Annotated in this window: 18 protein-coding genes, 1 tRNA gene and 1 pseudogene; 12 read left to right on the top strand and 8 right to left on the bottom strand. The window is 71.1% G+C overall.

The features are described 5' to 3' along the window. Positions 1-8 precede the first annotated feature (8 nt). From paaA to ACZ58N_RS18640, 6 genes are all read left to right on the top strand, one after another. The gene (gene paaA / locus ACZ58N_RS18615; RefSeq protein ID WP_471160741.1) at positions 9-1,025 is read left to right on the top strand and encodes a 1,2-phenylacetyl-CoA epoxidase subunit PaaA; all 1,017 of its coding nucleotides are present in this window, start codon (positions 9-11) and stop codon (positions 1,023-1,025) included. Then, on the top strand, positions 1,022-1,306 hold the full coding sequence (gene paaB / locus ACZ58N_RS18620) for a 1,2-phenylacetyl-CoA epoxidase subunit PaaB (RefSeq protein ID WP_281209342.1): 285 nt from the start codon (positions 1,022-1,024) through the stop codon (positions 1,304-1,306). The genes paaA and paaB overlap by 4 nt, the downstream gene beginning before the upstream one ends. After that, the gene (gene paaC / locus ACZ58N_RS18625) at positions 1,303-2,040 is read left to right on the top strand and encodes a 1,2-phenylacetyl-CoA epoxidase subunit PaaC (protein ID WP_471160745.1); all 738 of its coding nucleotides are present in this window, start codon (positions 1,303-1,305) and stop codon (positions 2,038-2,040) included. The genes paaB and paaC overlap by 4 nt, the downstream gene beginning before the upstream one ends. A gap of 23 nt (positions 2,041-2,063) precedes the next feature. Continuing rightward, positions 2,064-2,549, top strand: coding sequence for a 1,2-phenylacetyl-CoA epoxidase subunit PaaD (paaD, locus tag ACZ58N_RS18630; RefSeq protein ID WP_471160830.1), 486 nt, complete (start codon positions 2,064-2,066; stop codon positions 2,547-2,549). Further along, positions 2,550-3,680: a 2Fe-2S iron-sulfur cluster-binding protein gene (locus ACZ58N_RS18635; RefSeq protein ID WP_471160748.1), complete on the top strand. Its 1,131-nt coding sequence runs from the start codon at positions 2,550-2,552 to the stop codon at positions 3,678-3,680. It begins immediately after the preceding gene. Positions 3,681-3,863: 183 nt separating this feature from the next. Next, entirely contained in the window at positions 3,864-5,006 is a 1,143-nt protein-coding gene (locus ACZ58N_RS18640; protein WP_471160751.1) for an acyl-CoA dehydrogenase family protein, read from the top strand. A 40-nt stretch (positions 5,007-5,046) separates the two neighbouring features. On the opposite strand, the gene ACZ58N_RS18645 is transcribed toward ACZ58N_RS18640, so the two are convergent. From ACZ58N_RS18645 to ACZ58N_RS18670, 6 genes are all read right to left on the bottom strand, one after another. After that, on the bottom strand, positions 5,047-5,391 hold the full coding sequence (locus tag ACZ58N_RS18645) for a rhodanese-like domain-containing protein (protein WP_362875172.1): 345 nt from the start codon (positions 5,389-5,391) through the stop codon (positions 5,047-5,049). 39 nt (positions 5,392-5,430) lie between these two features. Continuing rightward, positions 5,431-6,294: a J domain-containing protein gene (locus tag ACZ58N_RS18650; RefSeq protein WP_471160754.1), complete on the bottom strand. Its 864-nt coding sequence runs from the start codon at positions 6,292-6,294 to the stop codon at positions 5,431-5,433. 183 nt (positions 6,295-6,477) lie between these two features. Continuing rightward, positions 6,478-7,944: a DUF2252 domain-containing protein gene (locus ACZ58N_RS18655; protein ID WP_471160757.1), complete on the bottom strand. Its 1,467-nt coding sequence runs from the start codon at positions 7,942-7,944 to the stop codon at positions 6,478-6,480. Positions 7,945-8,028: 84 nt separating this feature from the next. Then, on the bottom strand, positions 8,029-8,676 hold the full coding sequence (locus ACZ58N_RS18660; RefSeq protein WP_471160833.1) for a response regulator transcription factor: 648 nt from the start codon (positions 8,674-8,676) through the stop codon (positions 8,029-8,031). Between the two features lie 20 nt (positions 8,677-8,696). Then, a complete protein-coding gene (locus ACZ58N_RS18665) occupies positions 8,697-10,388 on the bottom strand; it encodes a sensor histidine kinase (protein WP_471160760.1) in 1,692 nt (563 codons plus the stop codon). A gap of 143 nt (positions 10,389-10,531) precedes the next feature. Beyond that, a tRNA-Leu gene (locus ACZ58N_RS18670) sits at positions 10,532-10,614 on the bottom strand. Between the two features lie 292 nt (positions 10,615-10,906). Here ACZ58N_RS18670 and ACZ58N_RS18675 point away from each other — a divergent pair. The 6 genes from ACZ58N_RS18675 to pknB all read left to right on the top strand — a co-directional run bounded on the left by ACZ58N_RS18675 (position 10,907) and on the right by pknB (position 18,954). Further along, complete coding sequence (locus ACZ58N_RS18675) at positions 10,907-11,722, top strand: FhaA domain-containing protein (protein WP_471160763.1); 816 nt, start codon at positions 10,907-10,909, stop codon at positions 11,720-11,722. A gap of 10 nt (positions 11,723-11,732) precedes the next feature. Continuing rightward, a complete protein-coding gene (locus ACZ58N_RS18680) occupies positions 11,733-12,230 on the top strand; it encodes an FHA domain-containing protein FhaB/FipA (RefSeq protein ID WP_266575716.1) in 498 nt (165 codons plus the stop codon). 147 nt (positions 12,231-12,377) lie between these two features. Further along, positions 12,378-13,841 carry a PP2C family protein-serine/threonine phosphatase gene (locus ACZ58N_RS18685; RefSeq protein WP_471160766.1) on the top strand — a complete coding sequence of 488 codons (1,464 nt, stop codon included), beginning with the start codon at positions 12,378-12,380 and terminating at the stop codon, positions 13,839-13,841. Between the two features lie 31 nt (positions 13,842-13,872). Further along, complete coding sequence (locus tag ACZ58N_RS18690) at positions 13,873-15,297, top strand: FtsW/RodA/SpoVE family cell cycle protein (RefSeq protein WP_471160769.1); 1,425 nt, start codon at positions 13,873-13,875, stop codon at positions 15,295-15,297. Continuing rightward, on the top strand, positions 15,294-16,757 hold the full coding sequence (locus tag ACZ58N_RS18695) for a peptidoglycan D,D-transpeptidase FtsI family protein (RefSeq protein WP_471160772.1): 1,464 nt from the start codon (positions 15,294-15,296) through the stop codon (positions 16,755-16,757). Before ACZ58N_RS18690 ends, ACZ58N_RS18695 begins: the two co-directional genes overlap by 4 nt. Positions 16,758-16,914: 157 nt before the next feature. Continuing rightward, positions 16,915-18,954 carry a Stk1 family PASTA domain-containing Ser/Thr kinase gene (gene pknB / locus ACZ58N_RS18700; protein WP_471160775.1) on the top strand — a complete coding sequence of 680 codons (2,040 nt, stop codon included), beginning with the start codon at positions 16,915-16,917 and terminating at the stop codon, positions 18,952-18,954. 165 nt (positions 18,955-19,119) lie between these two features. Here the strand turns inward: pknB and ACZ58N_RS18705 are convergent, their stop codons facing one another. Together ACZ58N_RS18705 and ACZ58N_RS18710 are read right to left on the bottom strand one after the other, a co-directional pair. After that, entirely contained in the window at positions 19,120-19,863 is a 744-nt protein-coding gene (locus ACZ58N_RS18705) for a class E sortase (RefSeq protein ID WP_471160778.1), read from the bottom strand. A gap of 13 nt (positions 19,864-19,876) precedes the next feature. Beyond that, positions 19,877-20,575, bottom strand: a pseudogene (locus ACZ58N_RS18710) (class E sortase); the annotation flags it as partial. Positions 20,576-20,670: the final 95 nt, after the last annotated feature.

Here is a 20,670-nt window from a genome sequence, read left to right on the forward strand (position 1 = left end):
GAGCCGAGATGGTCGCAGTGACCCCGGAATCGGGCCCGGGCACGGCAGCGGCGGCAGGCGCGACGGGCGTCGTCGAGGAGGACCTCGCCGCACTCGCCGCGGCCTTCGACGCCGCGGTGGCGGCGGACGAGCGCGTCGAGCCGCGCGACTGGATGCCCGACGAGTACCGCGCCTCGCTGGTCCGGCAGATGGCCCAGCACGCCCACTCCGAGATCATCGGCATGCAGCCCGAGGCCAACTGGATCACCCGGGCGCCGTCGCTGCGCCGCAAGGCGATCCTGATGGCCAAGGTGCAGGACGAGGCCGGGCACGGCCTCTACCTCTACAGCGCCGCCGAAACGCTCGGCACCAGCCGCGACGAACTGCTCGACAAGCTGCACTCGGGCAGGCAGAAGTACTCCTCGATCTTCAACTACCCCACCCTGACCTGGGCGGACGTCGGCGCGATCGGCTGGCTCGTGGACGGCGCGGCGATCACCAACCAGGTGCCGATCTGCCGCTGCTCCTACGGCCCGTACGCCCGCGCCATGGTCCGCATCTGCAAGGAGGAGTCCTTCCACCAGCGCCAGGGGTACGAGCTGCTCCTCGCCCTCTCGCAGGGCACCGAGGCCCAGCACGCGATGGCGCAGGACGCCGTGGACCGCTGGTGGTGGCCCTCCCTGATGATGTTCGGCCCGCCCGACGACGAGTCGGTCCACTCCGCCCAGGCGATGGCCTGGCGGATCAAGCGCCACTCCAACGACGAGCTGCGCCAGCGCTTCGTGGACATCGCCGTCCCCCAGGCCGAGTCCCTGGGCCTGACCCTGCCCGACCCCGACATCAAGTGGAACGAGGAGCGCGGGCACCACGACTTCGGCGCCATCGACTGGTCGGAGTTCTGGAACGTGCTCAAGGGCAACGGCCCGTGCAACGAGCAGCGGATCAGCCAACGCCGCACGGCGCACGAGGAAGGCGCCTGGGTCCGCGAAGCAGCAGCGGCCTACGCCGAGAAGCACACCAGCACCGGACGAGAGGTACAGGCATGACGCAGAACTGGCCCCTGTGGGAGGTGTTCGTGCGCTCGCGCCGCGGCCTCTCGCACACGCACGCGGGAAGCCTGCACGCCCCGGACGCGGAGATGGCCCTGCGCAACGCCCGCGACCTCTACACGCGGCGCGGCGAGGGCATCTCGATCTGGGTCGTGCCCTCCACGGAGATCATCGCCTCCTCCCCGGACGAACGGGACCCGTTCTTCGCCCCGTCCGCCGACAAGCCCTACCGCCACCCGACCTTCTACGACATCCCCGAGGGGGTGCGTCACCTGTGAGCAGCACCGGCACCACCCTCACCGGCTCCACCGCCGCGGCCGCGCTCGCCCTCGGTGACGACGCGCTGATCCTCTCCCACCGCCTGGGCGAGTGGTCCGGTCACGCCCCCGTCCTGGAGGAGGAGGTGGCCCTGGCCAACATCGCCCTCGACCTGCTCGGGCAGGCGCGCGTCCTGCTGTCCATGGCGGGCGACGAGGACGAGCTGGCCTTCCTGCGCGAGGAGCGGTCCTTCCGCAACCTCCAGCTGGTGGAACAGCCCAACGGCGACTTCGCCCACACCATCGCCCGGCAGCTCTACTTCTCCTTCCACCAGCACGAGCTGTACGGCGCGCTGGCCTCCGGGGACGGCCCGTTCGCCCCGCTCGCGGCCAAGGCCGTCAAGGAGACCGCCTACCACCGCGACCACGCCGAGCAGTGGACCCTGCGCCTCGGCGACGGCACCCCGGAGAGCCGCCGTCGGATGCGGGCCGGGCTCGACTCCCTCTGGAAGTACACCGGCGAGATGTTCCGGCCCGTCGAGGGACTCGGCCTGGACGGGGCCGCCCTGGAGGACCGCTGGCTGGCCGCCGTGGGCGACGTACTGGAGCGGGCCGGTCTCGCGCTCCCCGAAGGGCCGCGCACGGGAGCCTGGGCCGCCGGCGCGGGCCGCGAGGGACTGCACACGGAGTCGTTCGGACGGCTGCTCGCCGAGATGCAGCACCTGCACCGCAGCCACCCGGGAGCGTCCTGGTGACCGGGACCGCCGGGGCGCTGGGCATGACCCGCCTGGAGGCGGAGCTGGCCGAGCTCGCCGGTTCCGTCCCCGACCCCGAACTGCCGGTGCTCACGCTCGCCGAGTTGGGCGTGATGCGCGGTGTCCGGATGCACGAGGACGGCCACGTCGAGGTCACCCTCACCCCGACCTACACCGGCTGCCCGGCGATCGAGGCCATGTCGGCCGACATCGAGCGGGTCCTGACCGGCCACGGAATCCCCGAGGTCCGGGTCGTGACCGTCCTCGCCCCGGCCTGGTCGACCGATGACATCAGTGCCGAGGGCCGCCGCAAGCTGGCCGAGTTCGGCATCGCGCCGCCCCGCCCGCACGCCGCCGGAGGGCCGGTTCCGCTGACCCTGTCGGTGCGCTGCCCCCACTGCGGGTCCACCGACACCGAACTGCTCAGCCGGTTCTCCTCCACCGCGTGCAAGGCGCTGCGCCGCTGCGTCTCCTGCCGCGAACCGTTCGACCACTTCAAGGAGCTGTAGATGGCCGTGTCTGTGCCCTCGGCGGACCCGGGCCCCACGCGCCCCGCGCGCCACGGCGCCTTCCACGCGCTGACGGTGGCGGCGGTCGAGCGGCTCACCGACGACTCGGTGGCGCTCACCCTCGCCGTGCCCCCGGAACTGCGCGAGGAGTACCGGCACGCGCCCGGCCAGCACCTCACCCTGCGCCGCACCGGAGCCGAGGGCGGCGCCCGCCGCACCTACTCGATCTGCTCCCCCGCCCCCACCGCCGCCGGCCCGGGTCCCGCGTCGCTGCGGGTCGGGGTACGGCTCGTGGAGGGCGGCGAGTTCTCCACGTTCGCGCACAAGGAGATCACCGCCGGGGACGTGCTCGACGTGATGGTCCCGGCCGGCCGCTTCGTACTGGAGCCCACCGCCGCCCCGGCCGCCGCGCACTACGCGGCCATCGTCGGCGGCAGCGGGATCACCCCGGTCCTGTCGATCGCCGCGAGCCTGCTGGCGGCCCGCCCCGACGCCCGCTTCTGCCTGGTCCGCAGTGACCGTTCGGCCGCCTCGACGATGTTCCTGGACGACGTCGCCGACCTCAAGGACCGCTACCCCGACCGCTTCCAGCTGGTGACCGTGCTGTCCCGCGAGGAGCAGGAGGCCGGACTGCCGTCCGGCCGGCTCGACCAGGAACGGCTGACGGCGCTGCTCCCCGCGCTGCTGCCGGTCGCCGAGGTGACGGGCTGGTTCCTGTGCGGACCGTACGGGTTGGTCCAGGGCGCCGAGCGGGCCCTGGGCGGACTCGGCGTCGCCCGCACCCGGGTGCACGAGGAGATCTTCCACGTCGAGGACACCGCGCCGCAGGCTCCCGCCCCGATCTCCGCGCCCGCCCACGGCCGCGTCACCGCCCGGCTCGACGGCCGGTCGGGAACCTGGCCCGTCCAGGACGGCGAATCCCTGCTGGATGCCGTGCTGCGCGGTCGCGCGGACGCGCCGTACGCCTGCAAGGGCGGCGTGTGCGGCACCTGCCGGGTGTTCCTGGTCGCGGGCGAGGTGCGGATGGAACGCAACTTCGCGTTGGAGGCCGACGAGACGGACGCCGGGTTCGTACTGGCCTGTCAGTCCCACGCGGTGAGCGAGGAAGTGGAGATCGACTTCGACCGCTGATCGCGGAACCGCTGCCCCACGGATGCGCGAGGCCGTCGATCGGTGGCACCGTGGAACCCGGGCCCACCGGACGAGCCGGACGGCCCGGGCCCACCCCCTGTGCATTTCCTTCCGCCTGCCTTATCTTGACGGACCGTCAGATATGCGAACGGGACCGAACCGGTGCACGCGGGAGGACAGGCAGTGGACTTCACCTTCACCGAGGAACAGCAGGCGGCCGTCGAGGCGGCCAAAGCCGTGTTCGCGGATGTCGCCCCCGACGGCGTGCCCAGCCCCGCGCTCACCCCGGGTGCCGTCGCCGATGAGTTCGACCGGCCGCTGTGGGGCAGCCTGGCGGGCTCCGACCTGCTGAGCCTCGTCCTCGCCGAGGAACACGGCGGCGCCGGCCTCGACACCATCACCCTGTGCCTGGTGCTGCGGGAGGCCGCGAAGGTGCTGGCCCGGGTACCGCTCCTGGAACACTGCGCCACCGCCATGGCCGTTCAGGCCCACGGCGGCGCCGAACTGGCCTCCGCCCTGCTGCCCGACGCCGGACGCGGCAGCCTGGTCCTCACCGTCGCCGCTCACGGCCGCACCGGCCACGACCCCGCCGAACTCTCCGTCACCGCCCGGCGCGACGGCACCGAATGGACCCTGGACGGGGTGCAGACCTCCGTGCCCTGGGCGCACAGCGCCGACTGGATCGCCGTACCCGCCCACCGGGGCGACGGCGAGGCCGTCCTCGCGCTCCTCCCGCGCACCGCCGACGGGCTCACCCTCGCCGACCAGTACTCCACCAGCGGGGAGCGGCTCGCGGAGCTCACCCTCGACGGGGTCCGCGTGCCCACGACCCACCTCATCGAAGCCCCCGGCGCGTGGGAGCGGCTCCGCCAACTCCTCGCCACCGGAACCTGCGCCCTCGCGCTCGGCCTCGGCGAGAGCGTCCTCACCATGACCAGCCAGTACACCGGCAAGCGGGAGCAGTTCGGCTTCCCCGTGGCGACCTTCCAGGCCGTCGCCGTGCAGGCCGCCGACCGCTACATCGACCTGCGCGCCATGGAGGTCACCCTCTGGCAGGCCGCCTGGCGGCTCGACGCCGCGACCGACGGGGCGGGCGGCCCGCTGCCCAGCTCCGGAGACGTGGCCGTCGCCAAGATCTGGGCCTCGGAGGGCGTACGCCGGGTCGTGCAGACCGCCCAGCACCTGCACGGCGGGTTCGGCGCCGACACCGACTACCCGCTGCACCGCTTCCACGCCTGGGCGAAGCAGTTGGAGCTCCAACTCGGCCCGGCCGCGGCGCACGAGGAGGCCCTGGGCGACCTGCTGGCCGCCCACCCCCTCGCCTGAGCCGGCCCGCGCGCGAGCCGGCACCGGGGCGACGCGCGCCTCAGAGCACGAAGGCCGGGTTCCCGTTGTCCGTCACCATCGGGCGCCCGGCACCTTCCCAGGCCTGCATCCCGCCGTCCACGTTCACGGCGTCGATGCCCTGACGCACCAGGTACTGGGTGACCTGGGCAGAACGGCCGCCGACCCGGCACATCACGTGCACCCGGCCGTCCTCCGCGATGGCCTCGGTGAGCTCGCCGAAGCGCGCCACGAAGTCACTCATCGGAATGTGCAGCGCGCCCTCGACGTGCCCGGCCGCCCATTCGTCGTCCTCGCGGACGTCCAGGACAAAGCCTTCGGAGGGCACCGCGGCGGCGTCCACCGAGGGAAGCGGTCCGAAGTTCATAGCTGTCGCCTTCTCTCTTCGCGGATCTGGCCTGCCAACCTACCCGGCGAGGGCCTTCAGCTCCGCCTCGCGCTCGGAGACCTGGGCGAGCAACTGCTCCGCGATCTCCTCCAGCAGCCGGTCCGGGTCGTCCGGGGCCATCCGCAGCATCGAACCGATCGCGCTGTCCTCCAGATCCCGGGCCAACACCGCGAGCAGCTCCTTGCGCCGGGCCAGCCACTCCAGCCGGGCGTACAGCTCCTCGCTCTCGCTCGGCCGCACGGCCTCCGGCGCGGGACCGGCCGCCCATTCCTCGGCCAACTCGCGCAGTACCTGCTCCTCGCCGCGCCCGTAGGCGGCGTTGACGCGCGCGATGAACGTGTCGCGACGCTCCCGCTCGGCCTCGTCCTGGGCGAGGTCCGGGTGCGCCTTGCGGACCAGCTCCCGGTAGAGCCGACGGACCTCCTCGGAGGGGCGCACCCGCTCCGGGGGCCGCACGGCCCGGCCGGTGAGCATCGCGGAGGCGTCGTCCGAGATCCCGTCCGAGTCCAGCCAGTCGTGGAACAGCTCGTCGACTCCGGGCATGGGCATCACCAGCGAGCGCGCCTCACGGGCCAGCCGCAGGTCCTCGGGGTCCCCGCTGCGCGCGGCCTTCGCTTCCGCGATCAACGCGTCCAACTCGTCGAGCCGTGAGTACATCGGCCCGAGCTTCTGGTGGTGGAGGCGGGAGAAGTTCTCGACCTCGACCCGGAAGGTCTCGACGGCGATCTCGAACTCGATGAGGGCCTGCTCGGCGGCCCGCACGGCCCGGTCCAGCCGCGCCTCGGGCCGCTCGTCGGCGGAGCCCGGGGGAGCCGCAGGGGTTTCGGAGGCCTCGGACGCGCCGGGGCCGGGGTGCTCGGGGTGCTCGGTCTGCTCGCTCACCCGGCCAGCCTACGGCCCGTCCGCCCGGACGGTGTTTCACGTGAAACACCGTCCGGTTTCACGTGAAACATCCCCCGAGCTCCAGGCGGGACATCGCCGGAAACCCACGTGGGACATCGCCCGCGTTCCGCCCACGCCTCCACCCCGGCCCCCCTGACCTCTGTTCCTGTGCGACGCCGCGGGTCAGACCCCGGCCTCCGCCGCGATCCGCCCGGTCCGGACGGCCGCCACCAGATCCGCGTGGTCGGCCTCGGTCCGGTCGGCGTACGCCACCGCAAAGGTGGCCATGGCCTCGTCCAGCTCCTCGTTCTTGCCGCAGTAACCGGCCAGCAGTCGCGGATCGGCGCTGTGCGCGTGCGCCCGCGCCAGCAGGGCACCGGTCATCCGCCCGTAGTCGTCGAACTCCGCGACGGACAGCGCCGCCGGGTCCACGCTGCCCTTGCGGTTGCGGAACTGGCGGACCTGGAAGGGACGCCCCTCCACCGTGGTCCAGCCCAGCATGATGTCGGACACCACCTGCATCCGCTTCTGCCCCGCCACCACCCGCCGGCCCTCGTGCTCCTCCGCGGCCGCGTGGAAACCCAGCCCGGGCAGGTACGGCAACAGCACGGACGGCCGCGCCTCCTTCACCTGGAGCACCAGCGGGTCCCCCCGGTGGTCGAGCAGCAGCACCACGTACGAACGCGTGCCGACGCTGCCCGTACCCACCACCCGGAACGCCACGTCCTGGATCGCGTAGCGGGCCAACAGCGGCAGCCGGTCGCCCGACAGGGTCTGCAGGTACGGGCCCAGCGAGGCCGCCACCGCGGCCGCCTCCGCGTCACCGACGCGGCGCAGCACCGGCAGCGCGTCGACGAAGCACCGGCCCCCGTCGGCGCCGATCTCGGTGGACCTGGCGGCGAACCGGGCGGAGGTGTTGTTGCGGGCCTTCGCGGAGACCCGCTCCAGCGTGCCCAGCAGGTCCCGTGCGTCGGTGTGCGAGACGAGTTCCTCGTCCGCGATGGCGTTCCACGCGTCGATCGCCGGGAGCTTCGCCAGCAGCCGCATGGTCCTGCGGTACGCGCCCACCGCGTCACGCGCCGCCGCCCGGCAGGTGTCCTCGTCCGCGCCCGCGACCCTTCCGGCCAGCACCAGGGAGGTGGCCAGCCGTTTCACGTCCCACTCCCACGGTCCGACGACGGTCTCGTCGAAGTCGTTGAGGTCGATGACGAGCCGGCCGCCGGCGTCCCCGTACAGACCGAAGTTGGCGGCGTGGGCGTCGCCGCAGATCTGCGCCGCGACACCGGTCACCGGGCCGCCGGACAGGTCGTGCGCCATCAGCCCGGCCGCTCCGCGCAGGAACGCGAAGGGGTTCGCGGCCATCCGACCGACCCGTATCGGGGTCAGTTCGGCAACCCTGCCCTCGTTGGACTCCTCAACGGCCCGCACGGCGTCGGGCCGTCCGGCGGGTGCCTCGAACCGGGCGTGCGCCGCACGCGGCACGCGACCGCGCAGGGCCTTGCCCGCCTTCTTCGGCGAACCGGCCACCGACCGGGGCGCGAAGCCCTCGACCGGCGGTATCCGACCGCCCCCGGGGCCCGCCGCCGTGATCGCGGTCGCGACCGCGTCGACTCTTGCGCCCACCGCGTTCTGCTCCGGTACCGTCACCATTCGCGCCGCCCCCGCACCTGTCGCTCCATGTCGGCCGATCCGGCCGACTCCACGTCGGCCCGGCCGTTTTCGGCCCGACCGTATCTAGAGGCCGGCGTCCCTGGCCAGCAGGGCCGCCTGCACCCGGTTGTCGCAGCCCAGCTTGGCGAGGATCCGGCTCACGTACGTCTTCACGGTGGCCTCGCTCATGTGCAGCCGCCGGCCCGCGTCCGCGTTGGACAGGCCCTCCCCGAGCAGGGCCAGCACCCCGCGTTCGCGTTCGCTCAGCTCCGCCACGCGCCGACGGGCCGCCTCGCCCCGGCCGGCGGCCCGGCCGGTCGCCAGCTGGTCGACCACGTGTCGGGTCGCCGAGGGGGAGAGGTAGGCGTCCCCGGCGGCGGCGGCCCGGACCGCGCCGATGAGCTCGCCCGGCGCCGAGTCCTTCAGCAGGAACCCCGCGCCGCCCTCACCGAGGGCCCGCAGCACGTTCTCCTTCTCCCCGAACGTGGTCAGGATCAGGGCCCGCACGTCCGGTGCGGCCCGTCCCAACTCTCCCAGCGCGGTCAGTCCGTCCATGACCGGCATCTGGATGTCGAGGAGCACCACGTCGGGCGTGTGGGAACGCGCGAGCTCCACCGCCTCCCGCCCGTTGGCACCCTCCGCGACGACCTCGATGTCCGGCGCCGAGGTCAGGATCATCCTGATGCCCGCCCGGATCAGTGGCTCGTCGTCAGCGATCACCACTCTGATCACCTTGGCTGTCACCCGCGCTCCTACTGCTTGACCTCGTACGCCTGCTTCTCGACGAGCTTGCCGTCCTTGAAGCAGAACCGGAACACGTCGTCGGTGGACAGGTCGTCCGAGTCGTCCTCCGACAACAGCGCCAGGCAGTCCGACCCCTCGGGCCTGGGCGGCCCCTTCCGGTCGAGGCCCGACGTCATGATGCTGTCCCCGGAGGGCAGCCGGTCACGGACGGCCTTCTCCGTCTCGCCGACGCGCACCGCGTCGTACTCCTCGCCGCTGATCATCGCCTTGTTCGCGGAGCTCACCAGCAACGCCACCCCGGCCCCCATGACGATCACCAGCAGCACCAGCGCCGCGACGGCGATCCCGCACCCCAGGGCCCAGCCCGCGGGCCGACTGCGCAACGGCGTCGCCAGTTCCCGGTCGACCGCCGCCCAGTCGAGGGGCGGTGCGCCCTTGGCCGCCGTCGCCAGGGCCTGCGACCGCTGCCCGAAGTCGTCGGCGACGTCGTCGACGACACCGGCCGGCTCCGCGCCGTACGGGAGCACCCCTGCGACCCGGAATCCCCCGCCCTCGGCGGCCGCCGCGTGCACCATCCCGCCGACCAGCCGGGCCCGCTCCCGGAGCCCCGTGAGCCCCTGACCGCCGGACACCACCTCCCCGGCCCCGGGGCCGGACGCGGGCCCGTTGGCGATCTCCACCACCAGGGAGTCGTCCTCGTACCGCAGTTCCACGGTGATCGCGGCGCCCGGAGCGTGCTTGTAGGCGTTGGTCAGCCCCTCCTGCACGATCCGGTACGCGGCGTGGTCGCAGGCCGCCGCGAGGGAACGGGGGTGCCCCGTCACCGAAAGACGTGCGTCGGTCCCGGCGGCCCGCGCCGCCTCCACGATCCCGCCGATCCCGGCGACCCCGCGCGCCGCGGGCTGCGCCTCCTCCGCCGGTAGCGGCGCCTCCACCCCGTCGCGCAGGATGCCCACGACCTCGCGCAGTTCGTGCATCGCCGCCACCGAGGCCTGCCGCAGCACTCCCACGGCCTCGCGCTGCCGGTCGGTGATCGCGGGGTCGACCTCCAGCGCGCCGGTGTGCACCGAGATCAGTGCGAGTTGGTGGCCCAGGCTGTCGTGCATGTCCTGGGCGATCCGCTGCCGCTCCCGCAGTCGGGCCTGCCCGGCCACCATCGTCCGCTCGCGCACGAGCTGGGCGTTGCGCTCCTGAAGGGCGCTCAGCAAGGTCCGGCGCTGGTGCCAGTAGCGGCTGGCCAGGCCGGGCATGACCGTCGACGCAAGGAACATCAGCGTGGAGAACACGATCACCAGCAGGGGGCGCAGCTGCGACCACTGGTCGATGAGGCTGATGCCCACTTCCGCGACGAAGGCCACGACGAAGACGGCCAACGCCCGGCCGACGCCGACGATCCGGCGGCCCGCGGACCAGCCCAACACGATCGTCACGAGGAACACACCGGGCAGCAGCCCACTGGCCGCGGCGCCCACGATCAGGGTCGTCGCGGGCAGGCGCCGTCGCAGCAGGGTCAGGGCGACCACGAGGACGGCGGCCGCGACCGTCTTCACCGCGGAGCTCCGACTGAGTTCGTCGACCCCCACGCCGAGCAGCGCTATCGCCGCGGCGAGCGTCAGGTCCCCCGCCAACGTGCTCCGGGACCAGGGCTCCGGCCCCTTCAGCCAGTCCCAGCCCGCCCGCGCTCTCGCCCTCGTATCCACGCCAGCGACCCTAGACACCCGTCGCCCCCCGGTGCTGCCTCCTTTCGTCGCGTCCCGCGCGACGAAAGTCGGAAGGTGGTCGGATCGGTGGCCGACAATGCAGGAAGCCCCGATCCGGATTCCGGATCGAGGCTTCCTCGATGTGGGCGAGGGGGGATTTGAACCCCCACGTCCCGAAGGACACTGGCACCTGAAGCCAGCGCGTCTGCCGTTCCGCCACTCGCCCGAGCAGCACCCCAGCGGTTCTTCCCTTTCGGGCCGTTCCCCTGGCGACGTCGAAAGATTAGCACGTCGAACGGGGTGGAATCACATCGCTTTCCCGGCCCCCCCGAGGGCGGACCGGACGGCCCCTCCCGCAGTCCGCTCCGGGTGCGGGACACTGTCACCTGAGCACCCCTACGATCCCTTGTGAGGACCAACACTCCTGCGCACGGGACCGAAGGGGAACCAGCCGAATCCGCCACGCGTGGATACGATCAGTAAGCAGTACAGGGCGACAACGACGGAGGAGGTGCCCCATGGGAGTTCTGAAGCGGTTCGAGCAGCGACTCGAAGGTCTGGTGAACGGCACCTTCGCCAAGGTGTTCAAGTCCGAGGTCCAGCCGGTCGAGATCGCCGGAGCCCTCCAGCGGGAGTGCGACAACAACGCGACCATCTGGAACCGCGAGCGGACCGTCGTCCCGAACGACTTCATCGTGGAGCTCAGCGCCGGGGACTACGAGCGCCTGAGCCCCTACTCCGGGCAGCTCGGCGACGAGCTCGCGGGCCTCGTCCGCGACTACGCCAAGCAGCAGCGGTACAGCTTCATGGGCCCGATCAAGGTCCATCTGGAGAAGGCCGACGACCTCGACACCGGTCTGTACCGGGTGCGCAGTCGTACGCTGGCTTCCAGTACCTCCCAGGACGGACCCCAGGCCGGGCCTCAGGCCGGACAGCAGGGCGGCTACGGCTACCCGCCGGTCGGCGCCCCGCCCATGCCCGCCGGACCGCCTCCGGGCGGACCCGGCAACCGCCCGGGCCAGGGCGCACCGGCTCCCACCGGCGCCCCCGGCACCACGCGCCGCTGGATCGAGATCAATGGCACACGCCACCAGATCTCGCGCTCCACGCTCGTACTCGGCCGAAGCACCGAGGCCGATGTGCGGATCGACGACCCCGGCGTATCGCGCCGGCACTGTGAGATCCGGACCGGAACACCCCCGACGATCCAGGATCTCGGGTCCACCAACGGCATCGTGGTGGACGGACAACACACCACCCGCGCTACGCTCCGCGACGGCTCGCGGATCGTCGTGGGCAGCACCACCATCATTTACCGGCAAGCCGAAGGGTGAAGCGGGGGCAATGTCAGAGCTGACCCTGACGGTCATGCGGTTGGGTTTCCTGGCCGTTCTGTGGCTGTTCGTCATCGTGGCCGTTCAGGTCATCCGCAGCGACCTGTTCGGCACGAGAGTGACGCAACGCGGCTCGCGCCGCGGCGGCGCCACCAGTGCGCCGCAGCAGACCGGGCGGCAGTCCGCACCACCCCAGCAGCGCCAGCGCCGGGGTGCGCCGACCAAACTCGTCGTCTCCGAAGGCACCCTCACGGGCACCACGGTGGCCCTCGCCGGCCAGACGATCACGTTGGGCCGGGCCCATGACTCCACGATCGTGCTGGACGACGACTACGCCTCCAGCAGGCATGCCAGGATCTACCCCGACCGTGACGGCCAGTGGATCGTCGAGGATCTCGGGTCCACCAATGGCACGTATCTCGACCGGACCCGGCTGACCACCCCGACGCCCATTCCGCCGGGTGCCCCGATCCGCATCGGCAAGACCGTCATCGAGCTGCGGAAGTAGTACGAGAATGAGCGAGCGGAGCGAGCGAGCCGCAGCGGTCCGTCCCACCGGGGACACGGACGCGAGCGCGCTCCCGACCGGAGGGTGGGCAGTGTGGCTCGTCGAGACCGGTTGTACCCGGAGGCAGCGTCGACAGGGCAGGTGCGTATGAGTCTGTCCCTGCGTTTCGCCGCCGGATCGCACAAGGGCATGATCCGAGAGGGCAACGAGGACTCCGGCTACGCCGGTCCCCGGCTCCTCGCGATCGCCGACGGCATGGGCGGCCAGGCCGCCGGCGAGGTCGCCAGCTCCGAGGTGATCTCGACCCTCGTCCAGCTCGACGACGACGTGCCGGGCTCCGACATCCTCACCGCGCTCAGCGTGGCCGTGCAGCGGGCCAACGACCAGCTGCGCGTGATGGTCGAGGAGGACCCGCAGCTGGAGGGGATGGGCACCACGCTCACCGCCCTCCTGTGGACCGGTCAGCGCCTCGGGCTCGTCCACGTCGGTGACTCGCGCGCCTACCTGCTCCGCGACGGCGTCCTCACCCAGATCACCCAGGACCACACCTGGGTGCAGCGCCTCGTCGACGAGGGGCGCATCACCGAGGAGGAAGCCACCACCCATCCGCAGCGTTCCCTCCTCATGCGGGCGCTCGGCAGCGGCGACATCGTGGAGCCCGACCTCTCGATCCGCGAGGTCCGGGCCGGTGACCGCTACCTCATCTGCTCCGACGGACTGTCCGGCGTCGTCTCCCACCAGACCATGGAGGAGACCCTCGCCGACTACCACGGCCCCAACGAGACGGTGCAGTCCCTGATCCAGCTCGCCCTGCGCGGCGGCGGTCCGGACAACATCACCTGCATCGTCGCCGACGTCCTCGACACCGACAGCGGCGACACCCTCGCCGCCCAGCTGAACGACACCCCGATCGTCGTCGGCGCGGTCGCCGAGAACCAGCACCAACTCTTCGACGGCGGCAACGCCATGCAGACGCCGGCCGGTCGCGCCTCGGGCCTCGGCCGTCAGGCCGGTCCGCCCGCCGGTTCCTTCGGCCCTCCCGGCAGCGGTGAGGCCCCGGGCTACGGATACCCCGACCAGAACCCGGGCGGCGGCGGCTACGGCAGCTTCGGCGAACCCGACGCCTACGAAGCCGACGCGCAGTACGAGGACACGTACGACCGACCCCGCAGGCGCCGCAGCAAAGGGCGCAAGTGGACCACCCGGACCCTGATCCTGCTGATCGTGGCCGGGGTCGTCGGTGGTGGGTTGTACGCGGCGCACCGCTGGACGCAGACCCAGTACTACATCGGCGTCAAGGGTGAGCACGTCGCGCTGTACCGCGGCATCAGCCAGAACCTGGCCTGGATCCACCTCTCGAAGGTGGAGACGGATCACCCCGACATCGAACTGAAGTACCTGCCGTCCTTCAAGCGCAAGCAGGTCGAGGCCACCATCACCGCGGGCAGTCTCGACGGCGCCCGCAAGAAGGTCGACGAGCTCGGCACCCAGGTCGCCGCCTGCAAGAAGGACGAGGCCCGCCGCGCCGCCGAGGCGCAGAACAACCAGACGCCCGGCCCCGTTCTGACTCCCGCGGAGCAGACGATGGCCGGTCTGTGCGAAAAGCAGTAGAGATACGCGGGCACAGGGGGCCTGCCACACCATGAGCGTTGTCACCAACACGACCACCATCGGCGCCATCGAGGCACCGAGCCGGCGGAACACCGAGCTCATGCTGCTCGTCTTCGCCGTGGTCATCCCGATCTTCGCGTACGCCAACGTCGGCCTGGCGATCCACGGCAAGCTGCCTCCGGGCATGCTGCTGTACGGGCTCGGCCTCGGTGTGCTCGCCGGCATCGCGCACTTCATCGTGCGCCGCTACGCGAAGTACGCCGATCCGCTGCTGCTGCCGATCGCCACCCTGCTCAACGGTCTGGGCCTCGTCCTCATCTGGCGGCTCGACCAGTCCGAGCGGTTGCAGAAGCTCGCCAAGCGCAACTTCGGCGCCTTCTCGGAGTCGGCGCCGCGGCAGATGATGTACACGGCGATGGCCATCGCCCTGTTCGCCGTGGTGCTGCTGGTCCTCAAGGACCACCGGGTGCTCCAGCGGTTCACGTACATCTCCATGGCGAGCGCCCTGGTCCTGCTGATCCTTCCGGTCATCCCCGGTCTGGGCGCGGACGTCTTCGGCGCCAAGATCTGGATCAGCGTCGGTGGCTTCTCCATCCAGCCCGGCGAGTTCGCGAAGATCGTCATCGCGGTGTTCTTCGCGGGCTACCTCATGGTCAAACGCGACGCCCTGGCCCTGGCCAGCCGGCGTTTCATGGGGCTCTACCTGCCGCGCGGACGCGACCTGGGCCCGATCCTGATGATCTGGGCGATGAGCCTGCTCGTCCTGGTCTTCGAGAACGACCTCGGCACCTCGCTGCTGTTCTTCGGCATGTTCGTGATCATGTTGTACGTGGCCACCGAGCGGACCAGTTGGATCGTCATCGGTCTGCTCATGTCGGTCGGCGGCGCCGTGGTCGTCGCCTCCTTCGCGAGCCATGTCCAGGCACGTGTCGACGCCTGGCTCGACCCCTTCGGCTGCTACGCGACGTCGGGAGCCTGTGAGCAGGTCGGACAGTCGATCATGAGCTTCGGTTCCGGCGGCGTCCTCGGCACCGGCTGGGGACAGGGCAACTCCGACCTGATCGGCTTCGCCGCGAACTCCGACTTCATCTTCTCCACCGTCGGCGAGGAACTCGGCCTCACCGGCGTCATGGCCTTCCTCCTGCTGTACGGCCTGATCATCGAGCGCGGCGTCCGCACCGCCCTGGCCGCCCGTGACCCCTTCGGCAAGCTCTTCGCCATCGGGCTGTCCGGCGCCTTCGCCCTGCAGATCTTCGTCGTCGCGGGCGGAGTCATGGGCCTCATCCCCCTCACCGGCATGACCATGCCCTTCCTCGCGTCGGGCGGTTCCTCGGTCCTCGCGAACTGGGTGCTCATCGCGATCCTCATCCGGATCAGCGACACGGCACGCCGACCCGCCCCGGCCCCCGCTCCGTCCCCCGACTCCGAGATGACCCAGGTGGTCCGCCCGTCATGAACAAGCCCCTGCGCCGCATCTCGCTGTTCTGCGGGCTGCTCGTCCTCGCGCTGCTGATCCGGACCAACTGGCTGCAGTACGTCCAGGCCGAGGACCTCAGCACCCGCAAGGAGAACCGCCGGGTACTGATCGCCCAGTACGCGACCGAGCGCGGCAACATCGTCGTCCAGGGCGGGGAGCCCATCACCGGCTCCGCCGAGACCGACGGCAGTGACTTCAAGTTCAAGCGGACCTACACCGACGGCCCCCTGTGGGCGCCCGTCACCGGCTACGCCTCGCAGGTCTTCGGCTCCACCCAGTTGGAGAACATCGAGGACGGCATCCTCACCGGCAACGACGACCGGCTGTTCTTCGACCGCACCATCGGCATGTTCACCGGTGAGAAGAAGCAGGGCGGCAACGTCGTCACCACGCTGAACACCGCCGCCCAGAAGGCCGCCTTCAACGGACTCGGCAACCGCAAGGGAGCCGTCGCCGCCATCGACCCGCGCACCGGCGCCATCCTGGCCCTGGCGAGCACCCCGTCCTACGACCCGTCCAGCTTCGCCGGGTTCTCCGAGGCGGACGGCAAGGCCTGGAACGACCTGAACGCCAGCCCGGACAAGAACCTGGTCAACCGCGCCCTGCGCGAGACCTACCCGCCGGGTTCCACCTTCAAGGTGGTCACCGCCGCCGCCGCGCTGGAGAACAACGTCGTCACCGACGTCAACGCGCCGACCGACACCCCCGAGCCGTACATCCTGCCCGGCACCCGAACCCCGATGGTCAACCACGCCAAGGGATGCGAGAAGGCCAGCCTCAACTTCGCGCTTGAGGTGTCCTGCAACTCGGTCTTCGCGAGCCTGGGCGACAAGGTCACCCGCGACAAGATGGTGCAGACCGCCGAGAAGTTCGGCTTCAACGACACCATCGACACCCCGGTCCGCGCCTTCGCCAGCGTCTACGACAAGACCATGGGCAGGGACGGCAACGCCCAGAGCTCCATCGGCCAGTTCAACACCGCCGCCACGCCCCTGCAGATGGCCATGGTCTCCGCCGCCATCGCCAACGACGGCAAGCTGATGAAGCCGTACATGGTCGACCAGCTGACCGCGCCCAACCTCGACGTGATCGAGAAGCACTCGCCGCAGGAGATGAGCCGCCCCCTCTCCGCCGCGAACGCGCAGAAGCTCCAGCAGATGATGGTCAACGTCGTCGACAAGGGCACCGGTGGCAACGCCAAGATCAAGGACGTCGTCGTCGGCGGCAAGACCGGTACCGCCCAGCACGGCGAGAAGAACGCCAAGCGCCCCTACGCCTGGTTCATCTCCTACGCGGAGAACCCCGACGGCACCTCGCCGGTCGCGGTCGCCGTGGTCATCGAGGACAGCGGCGCCGACCGCGAGGACATCAGCGGTGGCGGTCAGGCGGCACCCGTCGCCAAGGCCGTCATGGAAGCCGTACTGAAGAGCAAGCGATGACAACCGGCGGCAGGGTCCGAGCACTCGGTACCGGTCCGATATCAGCCTGTGGTCACGAACGGATCACCGACGATCGGCCGGTAGCCTTGCCGCGAACAGCACACCGCCGGACCACACACGGGTGCGGTCGGGACTGACGGAGAGGGCTGCAAACGTTATGGAAGAGCCGCGTCGCCTCGGCGGCCGGTACGAGCTGAGCCACGTGCTCGGCCGTGGTGGCATGGCCGAGGTCTACCTCGGTCACGACACCCGGCTCGGCCGTACCGTCGCCGTCAAGACCTTGCGCGCCGACCTCGCCCGCGACCCGTCCTTCCAGGCCCGGTTCCGCCGCGAGGCCCAGTCGGCCGCGTCGCTCAACCACCCGGCGATCGTCGCCGTGTACGACACCGGCGAGGACTACGTCGACAACATCTCCATCCCGTACATCGTGATGGAGTACGTCGACGGCTCGACCCTGCGCGAGCTGCTGCACTCCGGCCGCAAGCTGCTGCCGGAGCGCACCCTGGAGATGTGCATCGGCATCCTCCAGGCCCTTGAGTACTCGCACCGCGCCGGCATCGTGCACCGCGACATCAAGCCCGCCAACGTGATGCTGACCCGGACCGGACAGGTCAAGGTCATGGACTTCGGCATCGCCCGCGCCATGGGCGACTCCGGCATGACGATGACGCAGACGGCCGCCGTGATCGGCACCGCCCAGTACCTCTCCCCGGAGCAGGCCAAGGGCGAGCAGGTCGACGCGCGCTCCGACCTCTACTCCGCGGGCTGCCTGCTGTACGAGCTGCTGTGCGTGCGGCCGCCGTTCGTCGGGGACTCCCCGGTGGCCGTGGCCTATCAGCACGTCCGCGAGGAGCCGCAGCCCCCGTCGAACTTCGACCCCGAGATCACGCCCACGATGGACGCCATCGTCCTCAAGGCACTGGTCAAGGACCCCGACTACCGCTACCAGTCCGCCGACGAGATGCGGGCCGACATCGAGGCCTGCCTCGAAGGCCAGCCCGTCGCCGCCACCGCCTCCATGGGCGCGGCCGGGTACGGCTACCCCGACCAGGGCGGCTACGGACACCAGGGCTACGACCAGCCCACCACCGCACTGCGCTCACCCGACTCCGGGCAGACCTCGATGCTCCCGCCGATGCCCCCGGGCGACAACGGTTACGGGGACCAGGGGCACGGGGCCAGCTACGACCAGGGCGGCCACGGCCGCCGTCAGAAGAAGAGCCGGGCCTCCACGATCCTGCTCGTCCTCGCCGGGGTCCTGGTCCTGGTCGGCGCGATCCTGATCGGCCAGGCCCTCTTCAACAAGACGGCCGACAACCGGTCCACCGTGCCCAAGTTCATCGGCGAGACCCTCGAAGCGGCGCAGAGCCGGGCCCCGAACGCGGGCCTCACGGTGGTCAAGGCGGGTGACGAGCCCTGTGACAACCAGCCGAAGGGCAACATCTGCTCCCAGGTGCCGGCGCCCGACCTGAAGGTCGACAAGGGCACCGAGGTCAAGGTGAAGGTCTCCTCGGGCGCTCCCAAGGTCCCGGTGATCGACGTGGTGCGGATGAAGTACGAGCTCGCCGAGTCCACCCTGAAGGCGAAGAACTTCCAGGTCGAGAAGGAACTCAAGGAGTCCGACTCCAGCAGCCCCGGCATCGTCCTGGAGCAGAGCCCCAAGAGCGGGACCGAGGCCGAGAAGGGTTCGGTCATCAAGCTGATCGTCTCCAAGGAGATCTCCAAGGGCACCGTCCCCGACCTCGCGGGGAAGACCAAGGAAGAAGCGATCAAGGCGCTCACGGCCGCCAAGCTCAAGCTCGGCAGCACCACCGAGGTCGACCAGCCCGGGGCAGCGCCCAAGACGATCGTCCAGCAGCAGTACCCGGCGGGCGAGCAGCTCGCCAAGGACACCCCGGTCAACGTCAGCATCGCCAAGGCGGCAGCGGCGCCGACCCCGGTGCCGCTGCTCTTCGGCCGGACCGTGGCCCAGGCCAAGGACGACCTCAAGCGGGCCGGCCTGGTCTTCGGCTCGGTCCTGTCCGGCCCGGCGGACGACAACGCCACGGTCCTGCAGTCCGACCCCACGGCGGGCACCCCACAGCCGGCGGGCACCGTCATCAACGTCCACACCTCGCCCGGCAGCGGTCAGGGCGGACAGCAGGGCGGCGGTAACGGCAACGGCGGCGGGTTCATCGGCGGCCTGGGCGGCCGCTGACCACCCGCGTGACCCCGTACGAACGAAGGCCCGGCCCCTCTCCGCGGAGAGGGGCCGGGCCTGTTTCACGTGAAACAGCCGGCCCGTGAATCGGCCGTCCCGTGGATCAGCCGGCCCGTGGATCAGCCGGCCCGTTTCACGTGAAACACCGTCCTGGTGCGGGCCTCAGCGGAGCTCCGCCGGCAGGCTCCGCTTGTCGTCCACCTTCTCGGTCCGCACGAGCTCGCCCCACACGATGTAGCGGTACTTCGAGGTGTAGACGGGCGTGCACGTGGTCAGCGTGATGAAGCGCCCGGGGGCCGTCCTGCCCGACTCCTTGGGGACCGGGCTGATGACGTCCACGTTGTACTTCGAGGTCTGTCGCAGCTCGGCGAAGACCTTGTACACGTACCAGGTGTCACGGGTCTCGAAGACGATCGGGTCGCCGCTCTTCACCTTGTCGATGTTGTGGAACTTCGCCCCGTGCCCGTCGCGGTGGGCCGCCAGCGAGAAGTTGCCCTTCTCGTCCCAGGGCAGGGCGGACTTCACGGGCTCGGTGTAGTAGCCGGCGACCCCGTCGTCCAGGATGTCCGGCGCGGTACCCGGCTTGACCAGTACCTCGCCGTTCCTCATCGCCGGTACGTGCAGGAACCCGATGCCGTCCCCGGTGTCGAGGGCGCCCGGCTCGGCGGGCGCGCCGGGCTTGCCGGCGGGGGGCGCCGGGCTCTCCTGCCACAGCTGACGGATCTCGTCGCCGCGCGCCGAGGCCTCACGGTCCGCGAGGACGTTCGTCCACCACAGCGAGTACGCCACGAACAGGGCCAGGACCAGGCCCGTCGTGATCAGGAGCTCTCCCAGCAGGCTCAGGAACCCGGCGATCACGCCGCGGTTTCGGGGCGGCGGTGCGGAGCGGCGGCGGGCACGAGACACTGCGGATTCGTCCTTACGGGCTGTTCAGCGCGGGCGGTGCGCCCTGGCTGCGGGGGCGTTCTTCGGTCATCCTGCCCCATACGATCATCCGGTAGGTGCTCGTGAACTCGGGAGTGCAGGTCGTGAGGGTGATGTACCGCCCCGGGCCGGTGAATCCGGAGCCGTCGGGCACGGGCTTGATCACGGAGACGTTCGTCGGGGGAGTCTGCGGCAGGATCGAGGTCATCTCGTACGTGTAGAACGCGTCCCGCGTCTCCACGACGATCGGATCCCCGGGCGCCAGCCTGTTGATGAAACGGAAGGGTTCGCCGTGCGTGTTCCGGTGTCCGGCCACCGCGAAGTTCCCCTGCGGGTCGGACGGCATCGCGGTCTTCAGCGCGCCCTCGCCGTAGTGCCCGACCATGCCCCGGTCCAGCACCTTCGGCTTGCTGATGCCCTCCGCGACCGGCACCTTCAGGTCGAGCTTCGGAATGTGGAGGATCGCGAACCCCTGCCCCGGCTCGAAGGCGCCCACCGGGGGCGCCGCCCCCTGGCCGGCCTGCGCCGGGTCGGGGGCGCGCTCCCAGGTTTGCCGCAGGGAGCCGGCGGCCCCGTCCGCGGTCCGCTGCGCCAGCAGGTTCGTGTACCAGAGCTGGTACGTGACGAACAGCAGCATCACCAGGCCGACGGTGATGAACAGCTCACCGATCGCCCGGCTCAGCACCACGACCGGGCCCCCGGAGCGCGGGCGGGCGCGTCTGCGGCCCCGCCCGCCCCGCCGGCGCGCCCGGGCGTGCGAGCGCTTCGCGGCCTCCTGGGCGGCCCTGC

The sequence above is a fragment of the Streptomyces sp. NPDC040432 genome, from assembly GCF_055595445.1.